The following is a 17,739-nucleotide window of genomic DNA, read 5'->3' on the forward strand; positions in this document are numbered from 1 at the left end:
GGCGTCGTGCGGGGGTCTACGGTGGATAGCTCACAGTGGGGCGAGCGAGAGTTGGCGGAGCGTACGCGCCACGCGCTGGGCGCCGCGCAGGTCGTCCAGGTCGGGGGCGAGCGCGTCCCACAACGTGGTGACGCCCTCGTCGGGCGGCGCCCATACGCCGGGGTCCCGGGGGTCGTCGGCGCACGGAACCGGCACCAGCCGGCGCATCCGCGCGGCCAGATCGCGCTGGGCGCCGCCCAGCGGCGGCAGGAACACCAGTGGGGCGCGCCGCGCCTGGGCCAGGGCCGACGCGCCCAGGGTCGGCGCGGCCAGGAACACCCGGGCCCCGGCATGCAGCGTGTCCACATCCACGTCGACGGCCCGGCTCACCCGTACCTCAGGGCGGTCGGCCAGGCCCGCCAACGCGGCGCGGATCGGGGTGAGCCGCAGGTCGCAGACCACCTCGCAGCGGCCCGTGCGGCGCAGCGCCTCGTGCACCAGCCCGGGCAGCGTCGTGTCGACGAACGTGTCCGCCTCGGCCGCCGGCACGTCCCACAGGGACAGCAGCAGCAGGGTGCCGGCGCGTTGTCGGCTGCGGGCCGACCGGACCGGCGCGAGCACGCCGGTGGGCCGAAGGCCGGTCGGGGCGCGGGTGGGGTCGGGGTCGGGCAGCCAGCCCGGGCGGTGCACGCGGTACAGGGCCCGGTCGGTCGCGCCGGCCGTCCCGAGTGCGTCCGTCGTGCCCGGGTGGCCCGAGTACAGGTGCACGACCGGTACGCCCGAGGCCGACAGCCGCGCGGTGGCGGCCTCGTCGTCGCAGACCAGCGCCACGTCCGGCGGCGCCTCGTCGGACGTGCCCGGCACGGGTCGCAGGTCGCGCAGGTGGGCGGCGACGCGTCGCCGGGCGAGCAGCGAGTCCAGTTGCTCGTCGCGGGAGACCAGCAGGATCCGGCGCGCCGGCTCGCCGGGCCCGGACTGGCGCTCGGCGCCGTCGCGGTCCGGCCGTCGGGTCTCGGGCCCCTCCCGCGGAGTCAGTACTGCCACGGGGTCACCGATCCCAGCCGGGCGACGTCGTCGCTGTAGCCGGCCGCCGTGGTGGAACAGCCGTTGCACACCAGCGGCCCGCGGTCGCGATAGAAATCGGCGTGCTCGCGGAAGGCCGGGGTGTCCAGACCGATCACGCCCGACTCGCGCAGCGGGGCGCCGCCCGGGCCCTCGTCGCCCTCGCGATGCGGGATGCAGCTACACGCGTACATCCGCCCGTACTTGCCGTCGATGTAGATGACGTCGTCGGTGACGTGGCACTGCGGCAGTGACGCGCGGGGGGTGACGGATTCCGCGAAGTAGCGCCCCTGTTCCTCCGGATCGTCGCCGTAGAACCGCTTCCCCATGGGCACCAGCAGCGAGTCCGGATCCGCGTCGTAGACGCGGTCGCACACCCGGCGCACCTCGTCGGGGTCGGGATAGGTGATGCTGCGATCCAGTTTCAGCGCCGACAACTCCCACTGACGGACCCCGGCGCGGGTCAACACCTCCTGGAGCAGCGGCATTTCGGCGTAGTTGTGCGGACCGACCACGGTATTGACTCGGGGCAGGACACCGAGGGCCGCGGCGGCGCGCAGTCCGCGCAGGCCGTTGTCGAACATGCCGGGGGAGCGGCGGTAGACGTCGTGGGTCGCGGCCGAGGCGCCGTCCAGGCTGACGATCACCTGGGCCAGGCCCGCCTCGGCCAGGCTCTCGGCCATTCTCGGCAACATCGAGCCGTTGGTGATGATGGACATCTTCATTCCCGCGGCCGTGCCCGAGCGCACCAGCTCCACCACGTCCGGATGCATGAGCGGCTCGCCACCGGTGAATCGCACATAGGCCACGCCGGCTTCCCGGGCCTTGGGCAACAGGTCCGCGAAATCCTGAGGCGAGAACCGAAAGGTGTCGCGGGAAAGTGCGAAGTCGCACATGAAGCAGTCGGCGTTGCAGGCTTCCAGGATTCTGATGAAGAGATATCGGTGACGCTCACGCACGGTGGGACCCTTCGGGCCGGTTCGAAGACGGGACGAGACGAGTCGAGCCGGCTGTCAGGCCGGTCGGGGTTCGCCGGGCAGGATCGCGAGCAGGGCGTCGGCGACCTGGGCGGCTCCGTCGACCCCGACGGCCGCGGTCAGCGCGCCCCAGTCGGTGTCTTCGGCGGCGCCGCGCAACGCGGTCAGGATGTCGTCGCGCAGGGCGATCGTGGTCGCCCGACCGCCCGCGTCCGCGGCCGCCGCGGCGATGCCGGCGTAGATCAGCTCCAGGGCGTGGTCCTCGCCGCGATTGCGCAGCGACAGCGCCTCGTCCTCGGTGAACACCGCCTTGGGCCAGGCGATCCGGGTTTCCGTGCCGATCGCGTCGCTGTGGAAGCGCCCGTTGAAGATCTGGCTGAGATTCTGCGGCGGCAGGCAGATGGTGGGCACGCCCAGCCGACCGGCCTCCAGCAGGGTGGTCAGGCCGGGGGAGGCCAACAGGATGTCGCAGCCGGCCACCCGGTCCAGGAACTCGCCGTGTGCGAGCGCCCCCGTGGTCACGCGTGGCGGTGCGATCGACGCGTCCACGAGTGCTCCGGCCAGGTCGGCGGGCAGGTTCCCGGCCACGTGCACCTCGTGGACGCCGTGGGCGGCGAGCGCCTCCAGGACGGCGGGCACGACGATGCGCGGGTAGGCCGTCCAGTCGCCGAGCCGAGGGGCGCGCAGGCCGCCCAGGCTGACCAGGGCCGTGCGGTGCGGGCGGGTGGTGCGCGCGGCCGGCTCGGCGGCCGACGGGGCGCCGACGACCGCTTCCACCCAGCGCAGGTTCCGGACGGACGCCAGCACGTCCCGGCACTCGGGGGGAAGTTCGACGCATTTCTGCGCGCAGTAGACCGTCGCGTCCAGGGGGAGCGCGGCCCGATCCCCCTCGGACCACATGAACGGCAGGCTGTCCACGAACACGGTGGGAACGCCGGCCGCCTCCAGCGTCGTGGCGAGCGCACCGTCCAGGACGACGACCGCGGCGACCACCCCTTCCGACCGGGCGATGGCGTCGACCGCGCCGGGTACGTCCGTCTCCGGCAGGTCGTACCAGCGGTCGATGGCGTGTTCGGCCAACACCGGGCGGCCGAGGCCGGAGGCCAGACCGACGAACCTCAGGGGCACGGTCGATCGCTCGCGCACGGCCGACAGGACGGCGCCGAGTTTTCCCGAACTGCCCCAGCCGAATTCCACGCCGGAGACGACCACGGTTCGTGCATTGGGATCAGTGCGCATTGAATCCGTCGACTTCCCGTTCGGGCGAGTTGGCGGAATCAATATAGGTCGATATTCCCGAACGGTGCAACCGGTTCGTCGGTTGTTTTTCGGAATGCATCGTCGATATTCCGAAATGCATTCAGTTATTCGATGGGAAGGACTATTGATATGAAGAATGGTGGTGTCGGGTGGGCCTCAGCCGGCCAGCAGGCGCAGCAGTTGTTCGCGGTCCGGCCCGGGTGGCCCCATCGGAGAGGGTGACGCGGGCGGCGCGGGTGGTGCGTCGGCGATCCTGGCCCGGATGACCGGTCGCGCGAGCACGTCGCGAGTCAGCGCGAGGCAGGTGGCGGTCTCCAACAGGCCGCGGAAGACCTCGGCGTCCCGGAAGGCGGCGGCGGCGAACGGGGTCGGCCCGGGCGCCGGTTCGCCGATCCGGTCGGGCGCCATCTCGGCGGCGCGTTCGCGGTCGGCGGCGATCTGCTCCCGATGGAACGGCGCGACCACCCGCTCCGTGGCCTCGTCCCAGGCGAGCGGGAACCCGGCCGGATCGTCGGCGTGTTCGCGGACCACGTCCCGGAGCAATCGGGCGTGCAGCAGTCCGATGCTCAACCCCCGGGCGGCGGTGGGGTTGGTACAGGCCCACGCGTCGCCCACCGCGGCGAAGCCGGTGGCCACCGGACGTCCGGCCGACACGAACCGCCGCCGGCAGTCCAGGACTCCGGCCATCGCCACGACATCGGTGATGGGCGTGCCGTCCAGCCAGTGCGCCTGGAGCGGGCAGGCGCCGACCACCCGGGTGAAAGCCTCGGGGTCGCGCAGCGCCTTGAGCGGGGCGTCGCCGGTGCCGGTGACCACCGTGATCGACCACGTGTCGTTGTCGCCGGGAATGGTCAGCAACGCGAAGGTGCCGTACGGCGTGAACGGTGCGCTGCGTCGCCGCGGTTGCCGTGGGCCGGTGAAGTAGCGGGTGTAGTAGGCGAATCCGCCGTCCTCGGACTCGGTCTCCGGGCCCGCCGCGCCGATTCCGGTCAGCCAGTGCGCGGAGGGGGTGCGCCGTCCCGTGGCGTCCACCACCAGGTCCGCGCGGAACTCGGCGCCGTCGACGGTGCGTACGCCGGCCACATGCGGGATGCCGGGCAGCACCGGAGCGCCGGCGAGCAGGCCCGCAATCGCCGTGCCCCGATGTATCCGGATGTCCGCGTCCTCGGCGGCTGCGGCGAACACCGCCTCGACCACCGGCCGCCGGCCGGTGACGAAGCGGAAGCGGTCGTCGTCGGGATCGGGGACGTAGCCGGCGACGCTCGGTGGCAACGGCAACAGCGCGCTGTCCTGGTAGCACCCGGCCGCCACGAGTCGGTCCAGCACATCCGGCAGTTCCTGGGCCAGCTCCTGGCGAAACCGGGGCAGCAGGTTGTGCGGCTGGCGAAACTGGGCCACGCCGCGGCGCTCCCAGCTCAGCCACGCGTCCGCGGGATCGGCGGGCGGAGCCGAGGGGTCACGCTCGCACACGGTGACGGTATGCCCACCGCGCGACAACATCAGGGCCGTGGCCAGCCCCACCACGCCGCTGCCGCACACGATGACCGATGTCGTCGGACTCTCGTTGTCCATGGGCCACACGGTGACAGGTCGACCGGCTGCCCGCGATGCCTTTTCGAGTCCGCCGCGCAACCGCCTCGCGCCGACCGTGTGGGTGCGGCGGCTCCTGTTTGGAGGCCCGCCACAGCCAAATCCGTTGGCGGATCGCCCGGTTGCGGCCATAGTGTCGGCCATGGCTTCCCTAGTGCATCACGTGACCATCGACTGTGCGGACACCTACCGGCTCGGGACCTTCTGGGCAGCGGTCCTGGACACCAGGATCGGTGACGACGATCAGCCGGGCGACCCCGAGGCGCTGGTCGAGACGGAGGGCGTCTCGATCCTGTTCATCGCCGTGCCCGAGGGCAAGGTGGTGAAGAACCGGATGCACTTCGACCTCCAACCCACGGACCGCACCCGGGACGAGGAGGTCGAGCGGGTGTCGGCGCTCGGCGCCACCCTGGTCGCCGACCACCGCCGCCCCGACGGATCCGGCTGGGTCACCCTCGCAGACCTCGAAGGCAACGAATTCTGCGTGGAACGCAGCGCTGCGGAACGAGCCGCCGGCTCCTGACCCCACGCTGCGCCGAGCCGCAGCCCCGGGGCGGTCATGCGGCAACTGCCGTGCCCTGAACACTACTTGTGAGACACGCGGGGGCCGAGCCGACGCGGCCGGGCGGGCGCGCCCGTTCCCCGGGGACCGGGCGCGCCGACGGCGGAGCGGTTCACATCATCAGCAGGTCGATCATCCGGTCGTGCGTGTGTTGCAGCGCCTGTACGTTCCCCTCGAACCGACGTGCCGCCATCGCGTTCGTGAGCGCCAACACCCAGGCGTCGTTGCGGGCCTTGGTGCCCTTGTTGTTCGCGGCGATCTGCACGTTGGCGTAGCGCAGGCCCTTGAGGATGTTGCGGATCTCGGCGTGCGCGTCGGCGGCGGTCCCGATCATCCCGTGGTCGTTCTCGATGGTGGCGGTGGCCACGGCGGCGTAGAGCGTGTCGGCGATGATGTTCCAGCGATCCCGCGCGCGGCCCATCCGCATCGTCAACGGGTTCGCGAAGCTGCGTACGCCGGGGGTGGCCGGCCAGTGGGTCGGGGCCGGATGCGGCAGGGGGACGGCGGGGACCGGCGGCGGTATCGCCACCATCGGCGTACTCGTCCACGCGGTGTGCCAGGTCGTTCCGGCGCCGGCCGGATCGGTCTGGTACATCTGGAAGTAGTAGCGCTCGTCCGGACTGGGCACCGCGTCCTCGGCGTTGCGCGCGTAGTTCTCCAGGGTCACCACGTCGGACCCGTCGGAGGCGACCACCCCCGCCCAGTGATCGCCCCAGGTCCTGCTGCTCAACAGCACCGGATTCGCGCCGGCCATGGGACGGTAGAAGTCGGTCTGGCTGGGATAGGCGCCCTGGGCCAACTGGGACGTCGGGGCGGTGACGACCAGGCTCACGGTCAGGAACCCCTCGCCGACCCCGGGCGCGGCGAACTGGTTGAGTCCGTACGTCTGGAGATACCCGGTGAACGTCGCCGTCGGCGCGTGCGCGGCGGCGCCGTAGGCCGCGGCGATGGTGCGCGCGGTGTCGGCGACCGTCACCAGGTCGGTGTCGTCGAGCACCGGCGGCGGCGGACCCGGCAACAGCGCCCGGGCGATGTGATATTCGAGCATGTGATGGTGCGGCACATGCGGGTTCGCTTCGAACCGTACCGAAGGGAACGGTACGCCGATCACGTGCGAGATCATCTCGTTGCACGGCTGGTTGCAGGGCATGTTCAGGCCGGTCGTGCCCGACGCGGCCTCCTGCGGCAGCACCCGGAGCAGCGTGTTGCCCGCGACGGTGATCCGCCGCTGGTTCGCCCCGGGCGGATCGGCCACCAGCCGAAAGCGCGAATTGATGAGCGTCAGGCGGTGGTTGCTCGCGTCGACGACGGCCTGCGTCGCGTAGAAGCACTTCGGTTGCCGGACCCCGAGGTCGCAATCCTCGATCGCCATCTCGTTGTTGCCCGACACCCGCAGCGATACCCCGCCCGGATTCGTCGCCGCGAGCCGCACGGTCGGCGGCGCACCGGTCATGAACGACTGTCCACCGCCCGCCTTGACCTGCCCGATGAACGAGTCCTGCGGCTGTACGGGCGCGTGATGCGCACCACCGCCGACGACCACGAACGGCGCCCCCGGACCGGCGGCGTGCACGTTGTAGAACTGTGTCACCGCGCGCCCGTGGCGCCCGGCGCCCGGCACCCGCACCGGCAGGCCGCGCGCGACGCGCCGGCCGGCCTCGATCGCCTCCGCCTCCAGCGCCGGGTCCGGGGCGCCGGGGCGGACCCGGCCGTACCGCTGCTGCAACACGTGGGCCAGCTCGTGCCCGATCAGTTCGCGCCCCGCGACGCTGTGCGGGTCGTACGCGCCCGGCGCGAACGCGAGGTCCGTGCCGTGTGTACAGGCGAGCTGCCCGGCGCCGAACGTTCCTGTGCCCAGGGCCCCTTGGTGAATCCGTACCGCCGCGAACCCGGCGTCGAACAATTCCTCGAACGCGCCGCGCACCGCCGGCGACACAGCTCTTTCCCCGCCCACGCCAAACCCCCCAGCTCGGCCGACCCGACAACACGCTCGAAGCTACGTGTTCCGGCACGCGTGCCGTGGCGTTTTGCCGAGAATCGAGGGAGTTGCGCCCCCGTGCTGCTCGCGGGGACGACGTCAGTTCTCGGGGGATCCGCCGGTGACCTCCCAGGTCTTGAGGACGGCGGCCACCGACGCCCTCGGTCGAGCCGGGGCGCTCAGTGCCTTCGGCCGCCGCGCAGGTGCAGGCGTTCCCCCGGGAACCGTTCGCGGAAGCGCCGGTCGTGCGAGACCGCGACCACCGCCCCGGGGTAGGCGGCGAGCGCCGCCTCCAGGTCCTCGATCAGGTCGAGGGCGATGTGGTTCGTCGGCTCGTCGAGTACGAGGAGGTCCGCCGGCCGGGTCACCAGCCGCGCGATCTGCAGCCGCCGTCGTTGCCCCGCGGACAGCGCCGCGACCGGGACGGGAAGGTCCTCGCTGCGGAACAGGCCCAGCGCCAGCAGTTGTTCGGCGTATTCCTCCGGCAGCCCCGGGCGGCCGGCCGAGAACGCGGCGAGCAGCGGGAGGCGGGTGGCCCGCGCGGGCAGTTCCTGGGCCAGGTAGGCGATCCGGGCCGTCCGACGCACCGCTCCCGCGTCCGGTTCCAGTTCGCCGGCCAGGAGGCGGAGCAGGGTCGTCTTGCCCGCGCCGTTCTCGCCCGTGACCAGCAGGCGCTGCCCGGGGGCGATTGCCAACAGCTCGTCCAGACGCAGCCGTTCGCCGACCGCCACCTGGTCCAGCTCGGCGAGCGGGAGGTCGACGGGACGTTCGCCACCGGCCGCCGCCGGCACCGTGGTGAACCGCAGTGGTTCCGGCGGCGCCGCCACCGGGTTGCGGCGCAGGTGGGCCAGCCGCTCACGGACCGCCCGTACCTGCCCGCCGAGTTTCGCCTCGTGGGAGCGGCGGTGCTTGCCGAAGCCCTGCCGCGGATCCTTGCCGGTGCCGGCCAACCGCTTCCCCGCGGCGTCGAGCAGCTCCTCGGCATCGGCCACCTCTTCGAGCCAGTCCGCGTGTTGCTGCTCCGCGCGGCGTCGAGCGGCGGCCTTGGCGGCCCGGAAACCCGCCCAGCCGTCGCCGTACCGGTGCACCGTGCGCGTGTCCCGGTCGACTTCGAGGATCGTGTCGGCGATGCGCTCCAGGAAGCCGCGGTCGTGGGTGACCGCGACGACCGTGCCGCGGTGCGCGCGCAGGTATTCCTCCAGGTGGTGCACGGCCGCGGCGTCGAGATGGTTCGTCGGCTCGTCGAGGAGCAACAGTTCGGGGGCGGCGGCCAGCACGCAGGCGAGCGCGAGCCGCGATTGTTCGCCGCCCGAGAGCGAGCCGAGCACGCGGTCGCGGGTGACCCCGACGAGCCCGAGCGCGTGCATGGCGGCATCGACGCGGGCGTCCGCCCCGTAACCGCCGCGTTCCTCGTACACGTTCAACAGGTCGCCGTACGCGTCGAGTTCGTCTTTCGACGCGTCGGCGAGGCGGGCCTCCGCGGTGCGCAGCCGGTGTTCCAGGTCCCGCAGTTCGGTCAGGGCGAGGTCGACGGCGTCCTGCACGGTGCGGTCCGGGTCGAGGTCGAGGGTCTGGGCGAGGTGGCCGATGCCGCCGGGGAAGTCGACGGTGATCCGCCCGGCGTCCGGGGCCTCGGCTGCGGCGAGCAGCCGGAGCAGGGTGGATTTGCCGGAGCCGTTCTCGCCGACGACCGCCGCCTTCTCGCCCGGGCGGATGGTGAAGGAGACTTGGTCGAGGAGGGTGCGGGTGCCGTAGGACTTGCTGACGTCCCGGACGGACAGTTGCGCCACGGCGGCGGGCGAAGGGGTGTCGGAAGTGGTGTGGGCGCGTTCGCGCATGTGACTTTCCCTGGGCATGCGAAGTGTCTACGGGCGGCGGAATCGGCGACGTCGGCCGGGCCCGGACTCAGAGAAAGTAGAACAGTGCCACCCATCCACCATAACAAGAGACGCGGCCCGGCGCGGCGGCGACCGCGCGGGCCGGCGGTCGGTCAGTGCTTCGTCGTCGGCCCCTTCGACGTGTCGATGGCCGGGTCGATGTCGATGTCGGGATCGGCGCCGGCCAGCAGTTCGGCCACCCGCCGGGTGGGGTAGTCCGCGGCGGCGACCTCCGGATAGTGCAGGTCGAAGGCCGGGGATTCGGAGCGCACTCGGGGCTGCCGGGTGAAGTTGTGCCGGGGCGGCGGGCAGGGGGTCGCCCATTCCAGCGAGCGACCGTATCCCCACGGGTCGTCCACCACGACCCTGCGTCCGTACCTGTGCGTCTTCCAGACGTTGTACAGGAACGGCAGCGTGGACAGGCCGAGCAGGAACGAGCCGATGCTGGAGACCGTGTTCAGCGTGGTGAACCCGTCGCCGGCGAGGTAGTCGGCGTAGCGGCGGGGCATGCCCTTGGCGCCGAGCCAGTGTTGCACCAGGAAGGTGGTGTGGAAGCCGACGAACAGGGCCCAGAAATGGATTTTGCCGAGTCGTTCGTCGAGCATCTTGCCGGTGAACTTGGGCCACCAGAAGTGGAATCCGGCGAACATGGCGAAGACGACGGTGCCGAAGACGACGTAGTGGAAGTGGGCCACGACGAAGTAGCTGTCGGTGACGTGGAAGTCCAGTGGCGGAGAGGCCAGGACGACGCCGGTGAGCCCGCCGAAGAGGAAGGTGACCAGGAAGCCGATCGACCACAACATGGGGGTCTCGAAGGACAGCGACCCGTTCCACATGGTGCCGATCCAGTTGAAGAACTTCACTCCGGTGGGTACGGCGATCAGGAACGTCATGAACGAGAAGAACGGCAACATCACGGCGCCGGTGGGGAACATGTGGTGTGCCCAGACGGTGACCGAGAGTCCCGCGATGGCGATGGTGGCGGCGATCAGGCTCTTGTAGCCGAAGATGGGGTTGCGCGAGAAGACCGGGAGGATCTCGGTGACGATGCCGAAGAACGGCAGCGCGATGATGTAGACCTCGGGATGGCCGAAGAACCAGAACAGGTGTTGCCACAGCAGTGCTCCGCCATTGGCGGGGTCGAAGACGTGGGTACCGAACTTGCGGTCGGCCTCCAGCGCGAACAGGGCCGCTGCCAGTACCGGAAACGCCATGATGACCAGCACCGAGGTCAGCAGGACGTTCCAACAGAAGATCGGCAGCCGGAACATGGTCATCCCGGGTGTACGCATGCAGATGATCGTGGTGATGAAGTTGACCGCGCCCACGATGGTCCCGAAGCCGGACATCGCCAGGCCCATGATCCACATGTCCCCGCCGATCGACGGCGAGCGCACCAGGCCGCTCAGCGGGGTGTACGCGAACCACCCGAAGTCGGCCGCCCCCTGCGGGGTGAGGAAGCCGGCGACCGCGATCAGCGAGCCGAACAGGTAGAGCCAGTAGGCGAGCATGTTCAGGCGGGGGAAGGCCACGTCCGGTGCGCCGATCTGGAGCGGCATGATCCAGTTGGTGAAGCCCGCGAACAGGGGTGTGGCGAACATCAACAACATGATCGCGCCGTGCATCGTGAACGACTGGTTGAACTGCTCGTTGGAGATGAACTGCGTTCCCGGGCGCGCCAGTTCGGCGCGCATGCCGAGTGCGAGCACGCCACCGAAGAGGAAGAACAGGAACGATGTGACGAAGTAGAGGTTGCCGATCGTCTTGTGATCGGTGGTGGTCAGCCAGTTCACCACGATCTCGCCTCGGCGGGCCGAGCGCGGAACGGTCTCCGTCTCCGTCGCCGTGGGCACGGTGGTCGGTGTCGGCGCCTGGGTGTCTGTCATGTGTTTGCTCCGCGGGATGCTTGGCACAGGGACGCCGGGTCGACGGCGTGACCGGCCGCGTTGGTGCTTCCGTTCACGAACCGCCTCCAGGGGGCACCACGACTCGCTATTGACGATCGTGGCGGGCACGGTCATGGGCCCGCGACCTGGCGCATGTCGGCCGTCGCGACCGCCCACTGCCTGACCGGCTGCGCGATCGGCGAGATCCTCGGCCTCGCCATCGGCACCGTCCTGGACTGGGGCAACGTCGAGACGATCGTCCTCGCCGTCGTGCCGGCCTTCCTCTTCGGGTACGGCCTGACCCTGTTCGGCGTTCGCAACGCCGGCCTGTCCTTCGGCGCGATGGTCAAGGTCGCGCTCGCCGCCGACACCATTTCCATCACCGTCATGGAAATCATCGACAACGGCTTCATGATGTTCTACCCCGGCGCGATGGACGCCGGCCTCGGCGACGGCCTGTTCTGGGGCAGCCTCGTCGGAGCCTTCGCGCTCGCCTTCGCGCTCGCCTTCGCGGTCACCACACCGGTCAACATGGGGGTACCCCAGCGCCACCGGCCGGGCGGGGTACGCGCGGTGGCGCTCGCCCCGTCCGCGGCGATGCTTTGGGCGCAGGCGCGGGGGCGGCAGTCCATCTCCAGGACGACGATGCGGGTGTGCGGCGGGGCGGTGAACGTGAACGTGCTCGCGCCGGGCCGGGTTACGCCGTCGGGCGGGTAGGTGACGGGTTTCGCGTCGCCGGGGGCGTCCAACTCGGGGACGTCCTGTTGCGGAAGCAGCGCCGGCACGGCCGCCGAATGTGCGGTGGGCGCGGGGAGTTCGAGGGCGTGGGCACGTGTGACGGCAGGCGTCGCGAGCAGCGTCGCGGCGGCGACGATCGCGGCGGCGGCGCCCGCGACCGGGACGCGGATGAGCATGGGTCTCCCGTATGCGAGGGGACGGTTGCGGCCCCATTTCAGCATCCGCCCGGTTGGTTCGATGGCCGACACGGGGCTCGCTCACCCGAACGGCCCGTTCGCGCCCGACGAGGTACCGCCCGCCGACCGGAGCAGCCGGCCATGGCATCCGAACCGACGCCGGCGTGAAGTGGGCAAGGCTCCACCAGGCCGACAGGCTGACGCGAAGTGGGCTTGCCTGTGACGCGAGGGCGACCGCGAGGGGACCCGCCCGGCGGCGAGGCACCCGACTCACGGGGGAGGCCCCGCGCCGGGGCCTCCCCCGTTTCTGGGGCGACCGGCGAGGCAAGTACCGCTCCGAATCGACGACTTCGGCGGCGGGGTCAGGAACGGCCCGGCACCGGTTGCCCCGTGCCGTAGGCGGCGGCCATCGGGGAACTGCCCATGGTGACGAAATTGCGAATGCCCGCCAGGTAGGCGTCGCGGTCGACCAGTCCGTCGCGGTCGTTGTCGAGGGCGTCGAATGCTACGGCGGCAGCGGCCTCGGCGTTGCCTCCCGCCGCGCGCAGGCGGATGAACTCGGCGCGGTCCAGGCGCCCGTCGGCGTCGGCGTCGGCGATGTCGAACAGGGAACCCAGGGCGGGTCGGCAGGAGCGTTCGAACGCGTCGTGCCCCACCCACGAGCGATATTCCTCGAACGTCACGCGTCCGTCGTGGTCGGCGTCCATGTCCCGGAAGACCGCCTCGTGGGCGGCCCGCGACGCGACGACGACCGGATGGTGGGCGTCGCGGCCCACGGCGGAGGCCACGCGGTCGACCCGGGCGAGATACTCCTCGTGGGTGACGGCTCCGTCGCCGTCGACGTCCAACATGGCGAAGATGCGGTGCTGCGGTGAGTCGGACACTGCGCTCCCTCCAGGGTGCTCCACGGCTTTGCAGCCGCAAGATACCCAGGAAGTGAGTAAATGCTCCCCTGTCAGAGCAAGTCGTATAAGCCGTACAAAGGGCGTGCGTGGGAGGCAGGGCGAAACCCTGGCAATGGACTCACCGTTCGACGCGGCCCCGGATGGCGAGTGCGGCGAGGCCCGGGAGGACGGGTCCGACGAGGCGTGAGGCCATCTCGATCTCGGCCCCGGTGGGGGTGAGGCCCTGGCCGGAGGCGGCGTCCGCGAGGAAGGTCGCGCCGAGGAAGCCGGCGTCGGCGGTGAACGTCGCGTGGTCGAATCGGGCGATGCCGAGGTGGGGAAGACCGGTGGCCGGGTTCCGAAGGGCGTGCAGGGGCGCGGTCAGGAGGGGGCCGTCGAAGCTGCGGCCGCGGTGGGCGAGGGCGCCGGCGGCACGTCGTTTCCGGTGGGTCGTGCCGAGGCCGACTCTGTCGGAGCCGGGTGCAAGAGTGCCGCGCATGTCTCTTGCCGAGCTCACCTTCGACCGGTGGCGTTCATTCGACCTCTCCACCGCCCGCCGAGTCGCACGACAGGCGGCCGATACGGCAGGCGGTCGTGTTGTCGCCGTCGAGGCCGTGGAGCACCTCGGTGCCCGGATGCACCGCGTCCGGATCGAACGGGACGCCCAGGAATTCGCCCTGGTACCGGGTGGCGTCGTCACGCTCGGATTCGACCTCGACACCTGGCAACCGACGCCCGAACAGGTCGCCGACTACCGGCAGAGCGAGCAGGCGGGGTTCGGGTACGGACCCGATCTGCGGGCCTATCTCGCTCACCTGCTCAGTCCGCGCCGGCAGGTCACCCTCGCAACGGTGCTGATGGCGGTGGAGGACGAGAACCTGACCGAGCCGCCCACCGACATGCCGGCGGTGCTCGCGGCGCGAGGTCTGCGGATGCCGAACTCCGATGAGTGGGAACACGCCTGCGGAGCCGGCGCGACCACCCTGTTCCGATGGGGCGACGACTGCCCCCTCGACCGGAGCCCCTACGAGGATCACACCGGCCCACAGCACGGACCGAACGCCCTGGGCCTGCTCATCGCCTACGACACGTACCGGACCGAGCTGACGAGCGACGTCACCGCGGTGCACGGCGGCGACGGCGGCGAGTCGGTCTGCGGCGGCTACGGCCGCCTGATCGCATGGCTGGCCCTGGCCACGGCCAACCGCAATCCTTTCCTCGCCACCGAATTCGTGTACACCTCGGAAGGCGAGGACATGTACGAGGAATTCTCCACCCGGCCCGTATTCGCGCTCTGAGCCTGGGCCCGAGCCGGGATCGCGCCGCGTCGGCGCTGCCGCGTGGGCGTCAGGAAGTCATGGCGGCTCGGTCGGACTCGCTGCGCAGCACGCAGAATTCGTTGCCTTCGGGGTCGGCGAGGACCGCCCAGCCCGAACCGTCGGGATTGCGGTGATCGGCAACGAAGGTGGCACCGAGGTCCAGCAGTCGGTCCACCTCCTCATCGCGCGACGTCTCGGGGCGCAGGCACAGATGGATCCGGTTCTTGATCGTCTTGGCCTCGGGCACCTGGTTGAAGTACAACACCGGGCCCTCCGCCAACAGCACTTGGACCTCCCGGTCGCCCGGTCGGTCCGCCGGATCCAGCGGCCGGCCGGTCACCCCGCTCCAGAACCGGGCCAGCCCATAGGCATCCACACAGTCGATCGCCACGTTCTGCAATACCGAGACCATGCGGGCGAGCCTTCCCGATCTGCACGGCGAATACCACCGAGTTCCGCTCCCGCCTCGGAACGTACGGCACCTCACGCGACGATTTCGGCCCCGGCCCCGGTAGTCGGCGCGCGGGCACGGTCTCGATCAGCGGGGCGCCGAGCCCGGTGTGCAGCCGGGGTGCGAACTCGGCGGACGGCGTCACGGCATCCATCCTGTTCGCACCCCCTCGACCCCGACCCTCGCGAGTCGTGCACACCGCCGCGGCCGCCACCGCCGCCGGCCGAAGGCTTCGGTGGGAGACGGCCGTCGAGGTCCATGGCCCCGTCCCGGTCGAACCGCCCGGTCGCCGAAGGCGGTCAGCGGAGGTCGCGGATGAGGGTGCGGAGGATGGAGTCGACCTTTGCCTCCTTGAACTCCTCCGAGCCGATCAGCAGGGTCACGGCCCGTTGGCCGTCGTCGGTGACGGTGTTCCGGATCTTGTGTCCGGTCTCCATGAAGCCGCTGTGTCCCCAGGTGACCAGGCCCGGGGCCTGCTCGTAGCGCTCGACGCCCAGGCCGTAGCGCGCCCCCCGCACGGTGGGGTCGGGAACGGTCCGCTTCATCTCGGCGAGCTGGGCCGGGGCCAGCAGTTTCCCGCCCATCAGCGCGGACCAGAAGGCGGTGACGTCGGCGCCGGTGGAGACCAGCGCACCCGATGCGTCGGCTCCCGAGGTGTTCCATTCCGTCCAGTCGAGTTCCTTCCCGGACCGCTTGACGTAGCCGCGCAGTTCCGGCTCGGGGAGGGTGGTCCGGTCGCCCGGCCAGGAGGTGTTGCGCAGGCCGAGGGGCTTGACGATGCGCTGTTCGATCTCGGTGGCGATGCTGCGCCCGGTGACCTTGGCGACGATCATTCCGGCCAGGTTGTAGTTGGTGTTGGAGTAGGAGAAGGGCTTGTCCTCGGGCGGGGGCAGGGTCAGCGCCTGCTCGATCGTCTGCAGGGGTTCGATGTGATCCCAGCGGTGCGCGGTCTCGTCCCGCCAGAACGGTGCCTCCAGGTAGTCGGGCAAGCCGCTGGTGTGCTGGAGCAGTTGCCGGAGGGTGATCGTGCGTCCGTCGTAGGTCCCGGTGCGGATCAGCCCGGGCAGATGACGGTCGACGGTGTCGTCGAGCCCGAGCTTTCCTTCGCCGACGAGCTGGAGCACGACCGTGGCCACCCAGGTCTTGGTATTGCTGGCGATGCGGCTGTGCTCGTTGCCGACGACCTTGCGGCCCGTCTTGCGGTCGGCGAGGCCCACACCGCCGGTCAGGACGCCGCAGCGGGGACTCTGCACCGTCACGCCGACCCCCGACGCGCCGACACCGCCCAGTGCCTTCAGCGCCGCCTGGAAGGGCCTGGTGTCACACGGCGGTGCTGCGGCCGATGCGACAGGGGCGGAGGCGGTCAGCAGGGGGACCGCGACCGCCAGGGCCGCGACAGCGCTTGTCCGACGACGCATGGGCTCTCCATCTCCGATGAGGTTGGCTGCGAAGTAACCGGTTGCCCACATTGTCGAACGTGGTCGAATGCGGGCGTGTCGTGCCCGTCCTGGAGTTCCGCGCGGGGTTGCTGTGCGCTGCGGACAGGTCATCTCATTCGAGGGAGCCGTGGGTTGTCCGTTCGTTCAAGGATTTGCGGCCGGTTCGTCCCGGGGTACCAACGTTTGGGACCGGCCGGGCGGTGGTGGGCGGCCGGGGACGGCCGGGCAATGCCCGCACCACGTAGGCCACTTCGCCCGTCACGCCTTCGTGGGCGCAGCCGACGCGGCCCGGCCTCGCCGGCGTAGGGTCGTGCCGTATGTGGGAGCGCAGCAGCCCGGGTGCGGGCACCGAGGAGCCGTCGATGCCGGGCCGGGATCGGCTGCGGGCCGCGCGGTTGGCCGGATACGGGGCGGTGAGCACGCAGCTCTCCCTGCTGAGCGACCACCGGCTCGGGGAGGTGGTGGCAGCCGCCACTCCGCTCGGGTCCGGCATCGGCGGCCGATCGGCGGAGTTGCGCGTCGACGGAACTCGCGTCTTCGTCAAGCGCGTCCCCTTGACCGACACGGAATTGCGCCCGGAGAACGTGCGGTCGACGGCGAACGTCTTCGGGCTGCCGATGTACTACCAATACGGGATCGGATCGGCCGGGTTCGGTGCCTGGCGAGAGCTTGCGGTGCACACCATGACCACGAACTGGGTGCTCGGCGACGAGTACGCGGGATTCCCGCTGATGTACCACTGGCGGGTCCTGCGCGATTCCGCTCCCGAAGGATTCACCGACGAGTTCGGGGGGCTGGAAGGCGCTGTCGCGCACTGGGAGGGATCACCGGCCGTACGCCGTCGGCTGGAGGCCATCGGCCGGTCGTCGTCCAGCCTGGTGCTCTTCCTGGAGTACGTGCCGCAGACCCTCGGCACGTGGCTGGCCGAGCACCGCGAGACCGCCGTGGCGGAGGGCGAGGAGGGTTCGCTCGGTCTTCGGGTGGAGGAGGCGTTGGCGAGCGGGGCCGCCTTCATGAGCTCGCGCGGACTCGTGCACTTCGACGCTCACTTCGACAACATCCTGACCGATGGTCACCGGCTCTACTTCGCCGACTTCGGACTCGCCCTGAGCTCCCGATTCGACCTCTCGGCGGACCAGGCCACCTTCCTCTCGCAACACCTCGCGTACGACCGCTGCTACACCGCGAGCCACCTGCTCCACTACCACCTGCTCGACGGCGTGGGAGGCGACGCCGAACGCGACGCCTTCGTGCACGACTGGATCGCGGGCCGGCGACCCGACGGCATCCGGCCGGACATCGCGGCCGTCATCGACCGGCACGCCCGCCCTGCCGCCGTCCTGGCCACCTTCCACCGCCGCCTCATCAACGAGAGCAAGCAGACCCCCTTCCCGCACGCGGAGATCGAACGAGCACCGAGTCCCGACCCCACCACCCCGAACTGACCGAGCCACCCCCACTCCCCGACCCGGACATCGAACGCCCCGGCCACCACCGAAAGTTGTCCATGCCGAATCGGACGCCGTCGTTCGCCTTCCGCCCAGGTCGACGCGCACACCGC

The 17,739-nt window shown here is 70.8% G+C and carries 15 protein-coding genes; 4 read left to right on the forward strand and 11 right to left on the reverse strand.

The window, feature by feature from the left end; translation table 11 throughout:
- Positions 1–30: 30 nt before the first annotated feature.
- The 4 genes from blsF to ACH4U8_RS08985 form a co-directional block, all read right to left on the reverse strand.
- A complete protein-coding gene (blsF, locus tag ACH4U8_RS08970) occupies positions 31–1,023 on the reverse strand; it encodes a CGA synthase-related protein (RefSeq protein ID WP_395776391.1) in 993 nt (330 codons plus the stop codon).
- Positions 1,011–2,000, reverse strand: coding sequence for a cytosylglucuronate decarboxylase (blsE, locus tag ACH4U8_RS08975; protein ID WP_360314217.1), 990 nt, complete (start codon positions 1,998–2,000; stop codon positions 1,011–1,013). Before blsE ends, blsF begins: the two co-directional genes overlap by 13 nt.
- Positions 2,001–2,054: 54 nt before the next feature.
- Positions 2,055–3,257: a hydroxymethylcytosylglucuronate/cytosylglucuronate synthase gene (locus ACH4U8_RS08980; protein WP_395776393.1), complete on the reverse strand. Its 1,203-nt coding sequence runs from the start codon at positions 3,255–3,257 to the stop codon at positions 2,055–2,057.
- Between the two features lie 177 nt (positions 3,258–3,434).
- On the reverse strand, positions 3,435–4,850 hold the full coding sequence (locus ACH4U8_RS08985; protein WP_395776395.1) for an FAD-dependent oxidoreductase: 1,416 nt from the start codon (positions 4,848–4,850) through the stop codon (positions 3,435–3,437).
- A 160-nt stretch (positions 4,851–5,010) separates the two neighbouring features.
- On the opposite strand from ACH4U8_RS08985, the gene ACH4U8_RS08990 reads away from it, so the two are divergent.
- Positions 5,011–5,391 carry a VOC family protein gene (locus tag ACH4U8_RS08990; protein ID WP_395776397.1) on the forward strand — a complete coding sequence of 127 codons (381 nt, stop codon included), beginning with the start codon at positions 5,011–5,013 and terminating at the stop codon, positions 5,389–5,391.
- 151 nt (positions 5,392–5,542) lie between these two features.
- On the opposite strand, the gene ACH4U8_RS08995 is transcribed toward ACH4U8_RS08990, so the two are convergent.
- The 3 genes from ACH4U8_RS08995 to ctaD all read right to left on the reverse strand — a co-directional run bounded on the left by ACH4U8_RS08995 (position 5,543) and on the right by ctaD (position 11,171).
- Positions 5,543–7,366: a DUF4157 domain-containing protein gene (locus ACH4U8_RS08995; RefSeq protein ID WP_360314209.1), complete on the reverse strand. Its 1,824-nt coding sequence runs from the start codon at positions 7,364–7,366 to the stop codon at positions 5,543–5,545.
- 221 nt (positions 7,367–7,587) lie between these two features.
- Entirely contained in the window at positions 7,588–9,246 is a 1,659-nt protein-coding gene (gene abc-f, locus ACH4U8_RS09000; protein WP_395776399.1) for a ribosomal protection-like ABC-F family protein, read from the reverse strand.
- Between the two features lie 152 nt (positions 9,247–9,398).
- A complete protein-coding gene (gene ctaD / locus ACH4U8_RS09005) occupies positions 9,399–11,171 on the reverse strand; it encodes a cytochrome c oxidase subunit I (protein WP_395776401.1) in 1,773 nt (590 codons plus the stop codon).
- Between the two features lie 153 nt (positions 11,172–11,324).
- Between ctaD and ACH4U8_RS09010 the strand changes: the two genes are divergently transcribed.
- Positions 11,325–11,888 (forward strand): DUF4396 domain-containing protein, encoded by a 564-nt coding sequence (locus ACH4U8_RS09010; protein WP_395776403.1) that lies wholly within the window; start codon positions 11,325–11,327, stop codon positions 11,886–11,888.
- A 559-nt stretch (positions 11,889–12,447) separates the two neighbouring features.
- Here ACH4U8_RS09010 and ACH4U8_RS09015 read toward each other — a convergent pair.
- Complete coding sequence (locus ACH4U8_RS09015) at positions 12,448–12,969, reverse strand: EF-hand domain-containing protein (RefSeq protein WP_395776405.1); 522 nt, start codon at positions 12,967–12,969, stop codon at positions 12,448–12,450.
- Between the two features lie 139 nt (positions 12,970–13,108).
- Positions 13,109–13,468 (reverse strand): hypothetical protein, encoded by a 360-nt coding sequence (locus ACH4U8_RS09020; protein ID WP_395776407.1) that lies wholly within the window; start codon positions 13,466–13,468, stop codon positions 13,109–13,111.
- Here ACH4U8_RS09020 and ACH4U8_RS09025 point away from each other — a divergent pair.
- The gene (locus tag ACH4U8_RS09025; RefSeq protein WP_395776409.1) at positions 13,467–14,267 is read left to right on the forward strand and encodes a hypothetical protein; all 801 of its coding nucleotides are present in this window, start codon (positions 13,467–13,469) and stop codon (positions 14,265–14,267) included. The genes ACH4U8_RS09020 and ACH4U8_RS09025 overlap by 2 nt on opposite strands.
- Before the next feature lie 49 nt (positions 14,268–14,316).
- Here ACH4U8_RS09025 and ACH4U8_RS09030 read toward each other — a convergent pair whose 3' ends face one another.
- Together ACH4U8_RS09030 and ACH4U8_RS09035 are read right to left on the reverse strand one after the other, a co-directional pair.
- The gene (locus ACH4U8_RS09030) at positions 14,317–14,700 is read right to left on the reverse strand and encodes a VOC family protein (protein WP_395776411.1); all 384 of its coding nucleotides are present in this window, start codon (positions 14,698–14,700) and stop codon (positions 14,317–14,319) included.
- A 338-nt stretch (positions 14,701–15,038) separates the two neighbouring features.
- Entirely contained in the window at positions 15,039–16,157 is a 1,119-nt protein-coding gene (locus tag ACH4U8_RS09035) for a serine hydrolase domain-containing protein (RefSeq protein WP_395776413.1), read from the reverse strand.
- Between the two features lie 383 nt (positions 16,158–16,540).
- On the opposite strand from ACH4U8_RS09035, the gene ACH4U8_RS09040 reads away from it, so the two are divergent.
- Positions 16,541–17,623: a protein kinase family protein gene (locus ACH4U8_RS09040; RefSeq protein ID WP_395776994.1), complete on the forward strand. Its 1,083-nt coding sequence runs from the start codon at positions 16,541–16,543 to the stop codon at positions 17,621–17,623.
- Positions 17,624–17,739: the final 116 nt, after the last annotated feature.

The sequence above is a fragment of the Embleya sp. NPDC020886 genome (assembly GCF_044333915.1).
GTDB lineage: Bacteria > Actinomycetota > Actinomycetes > Streptomycetales > Streptomycetaceae > Embleya.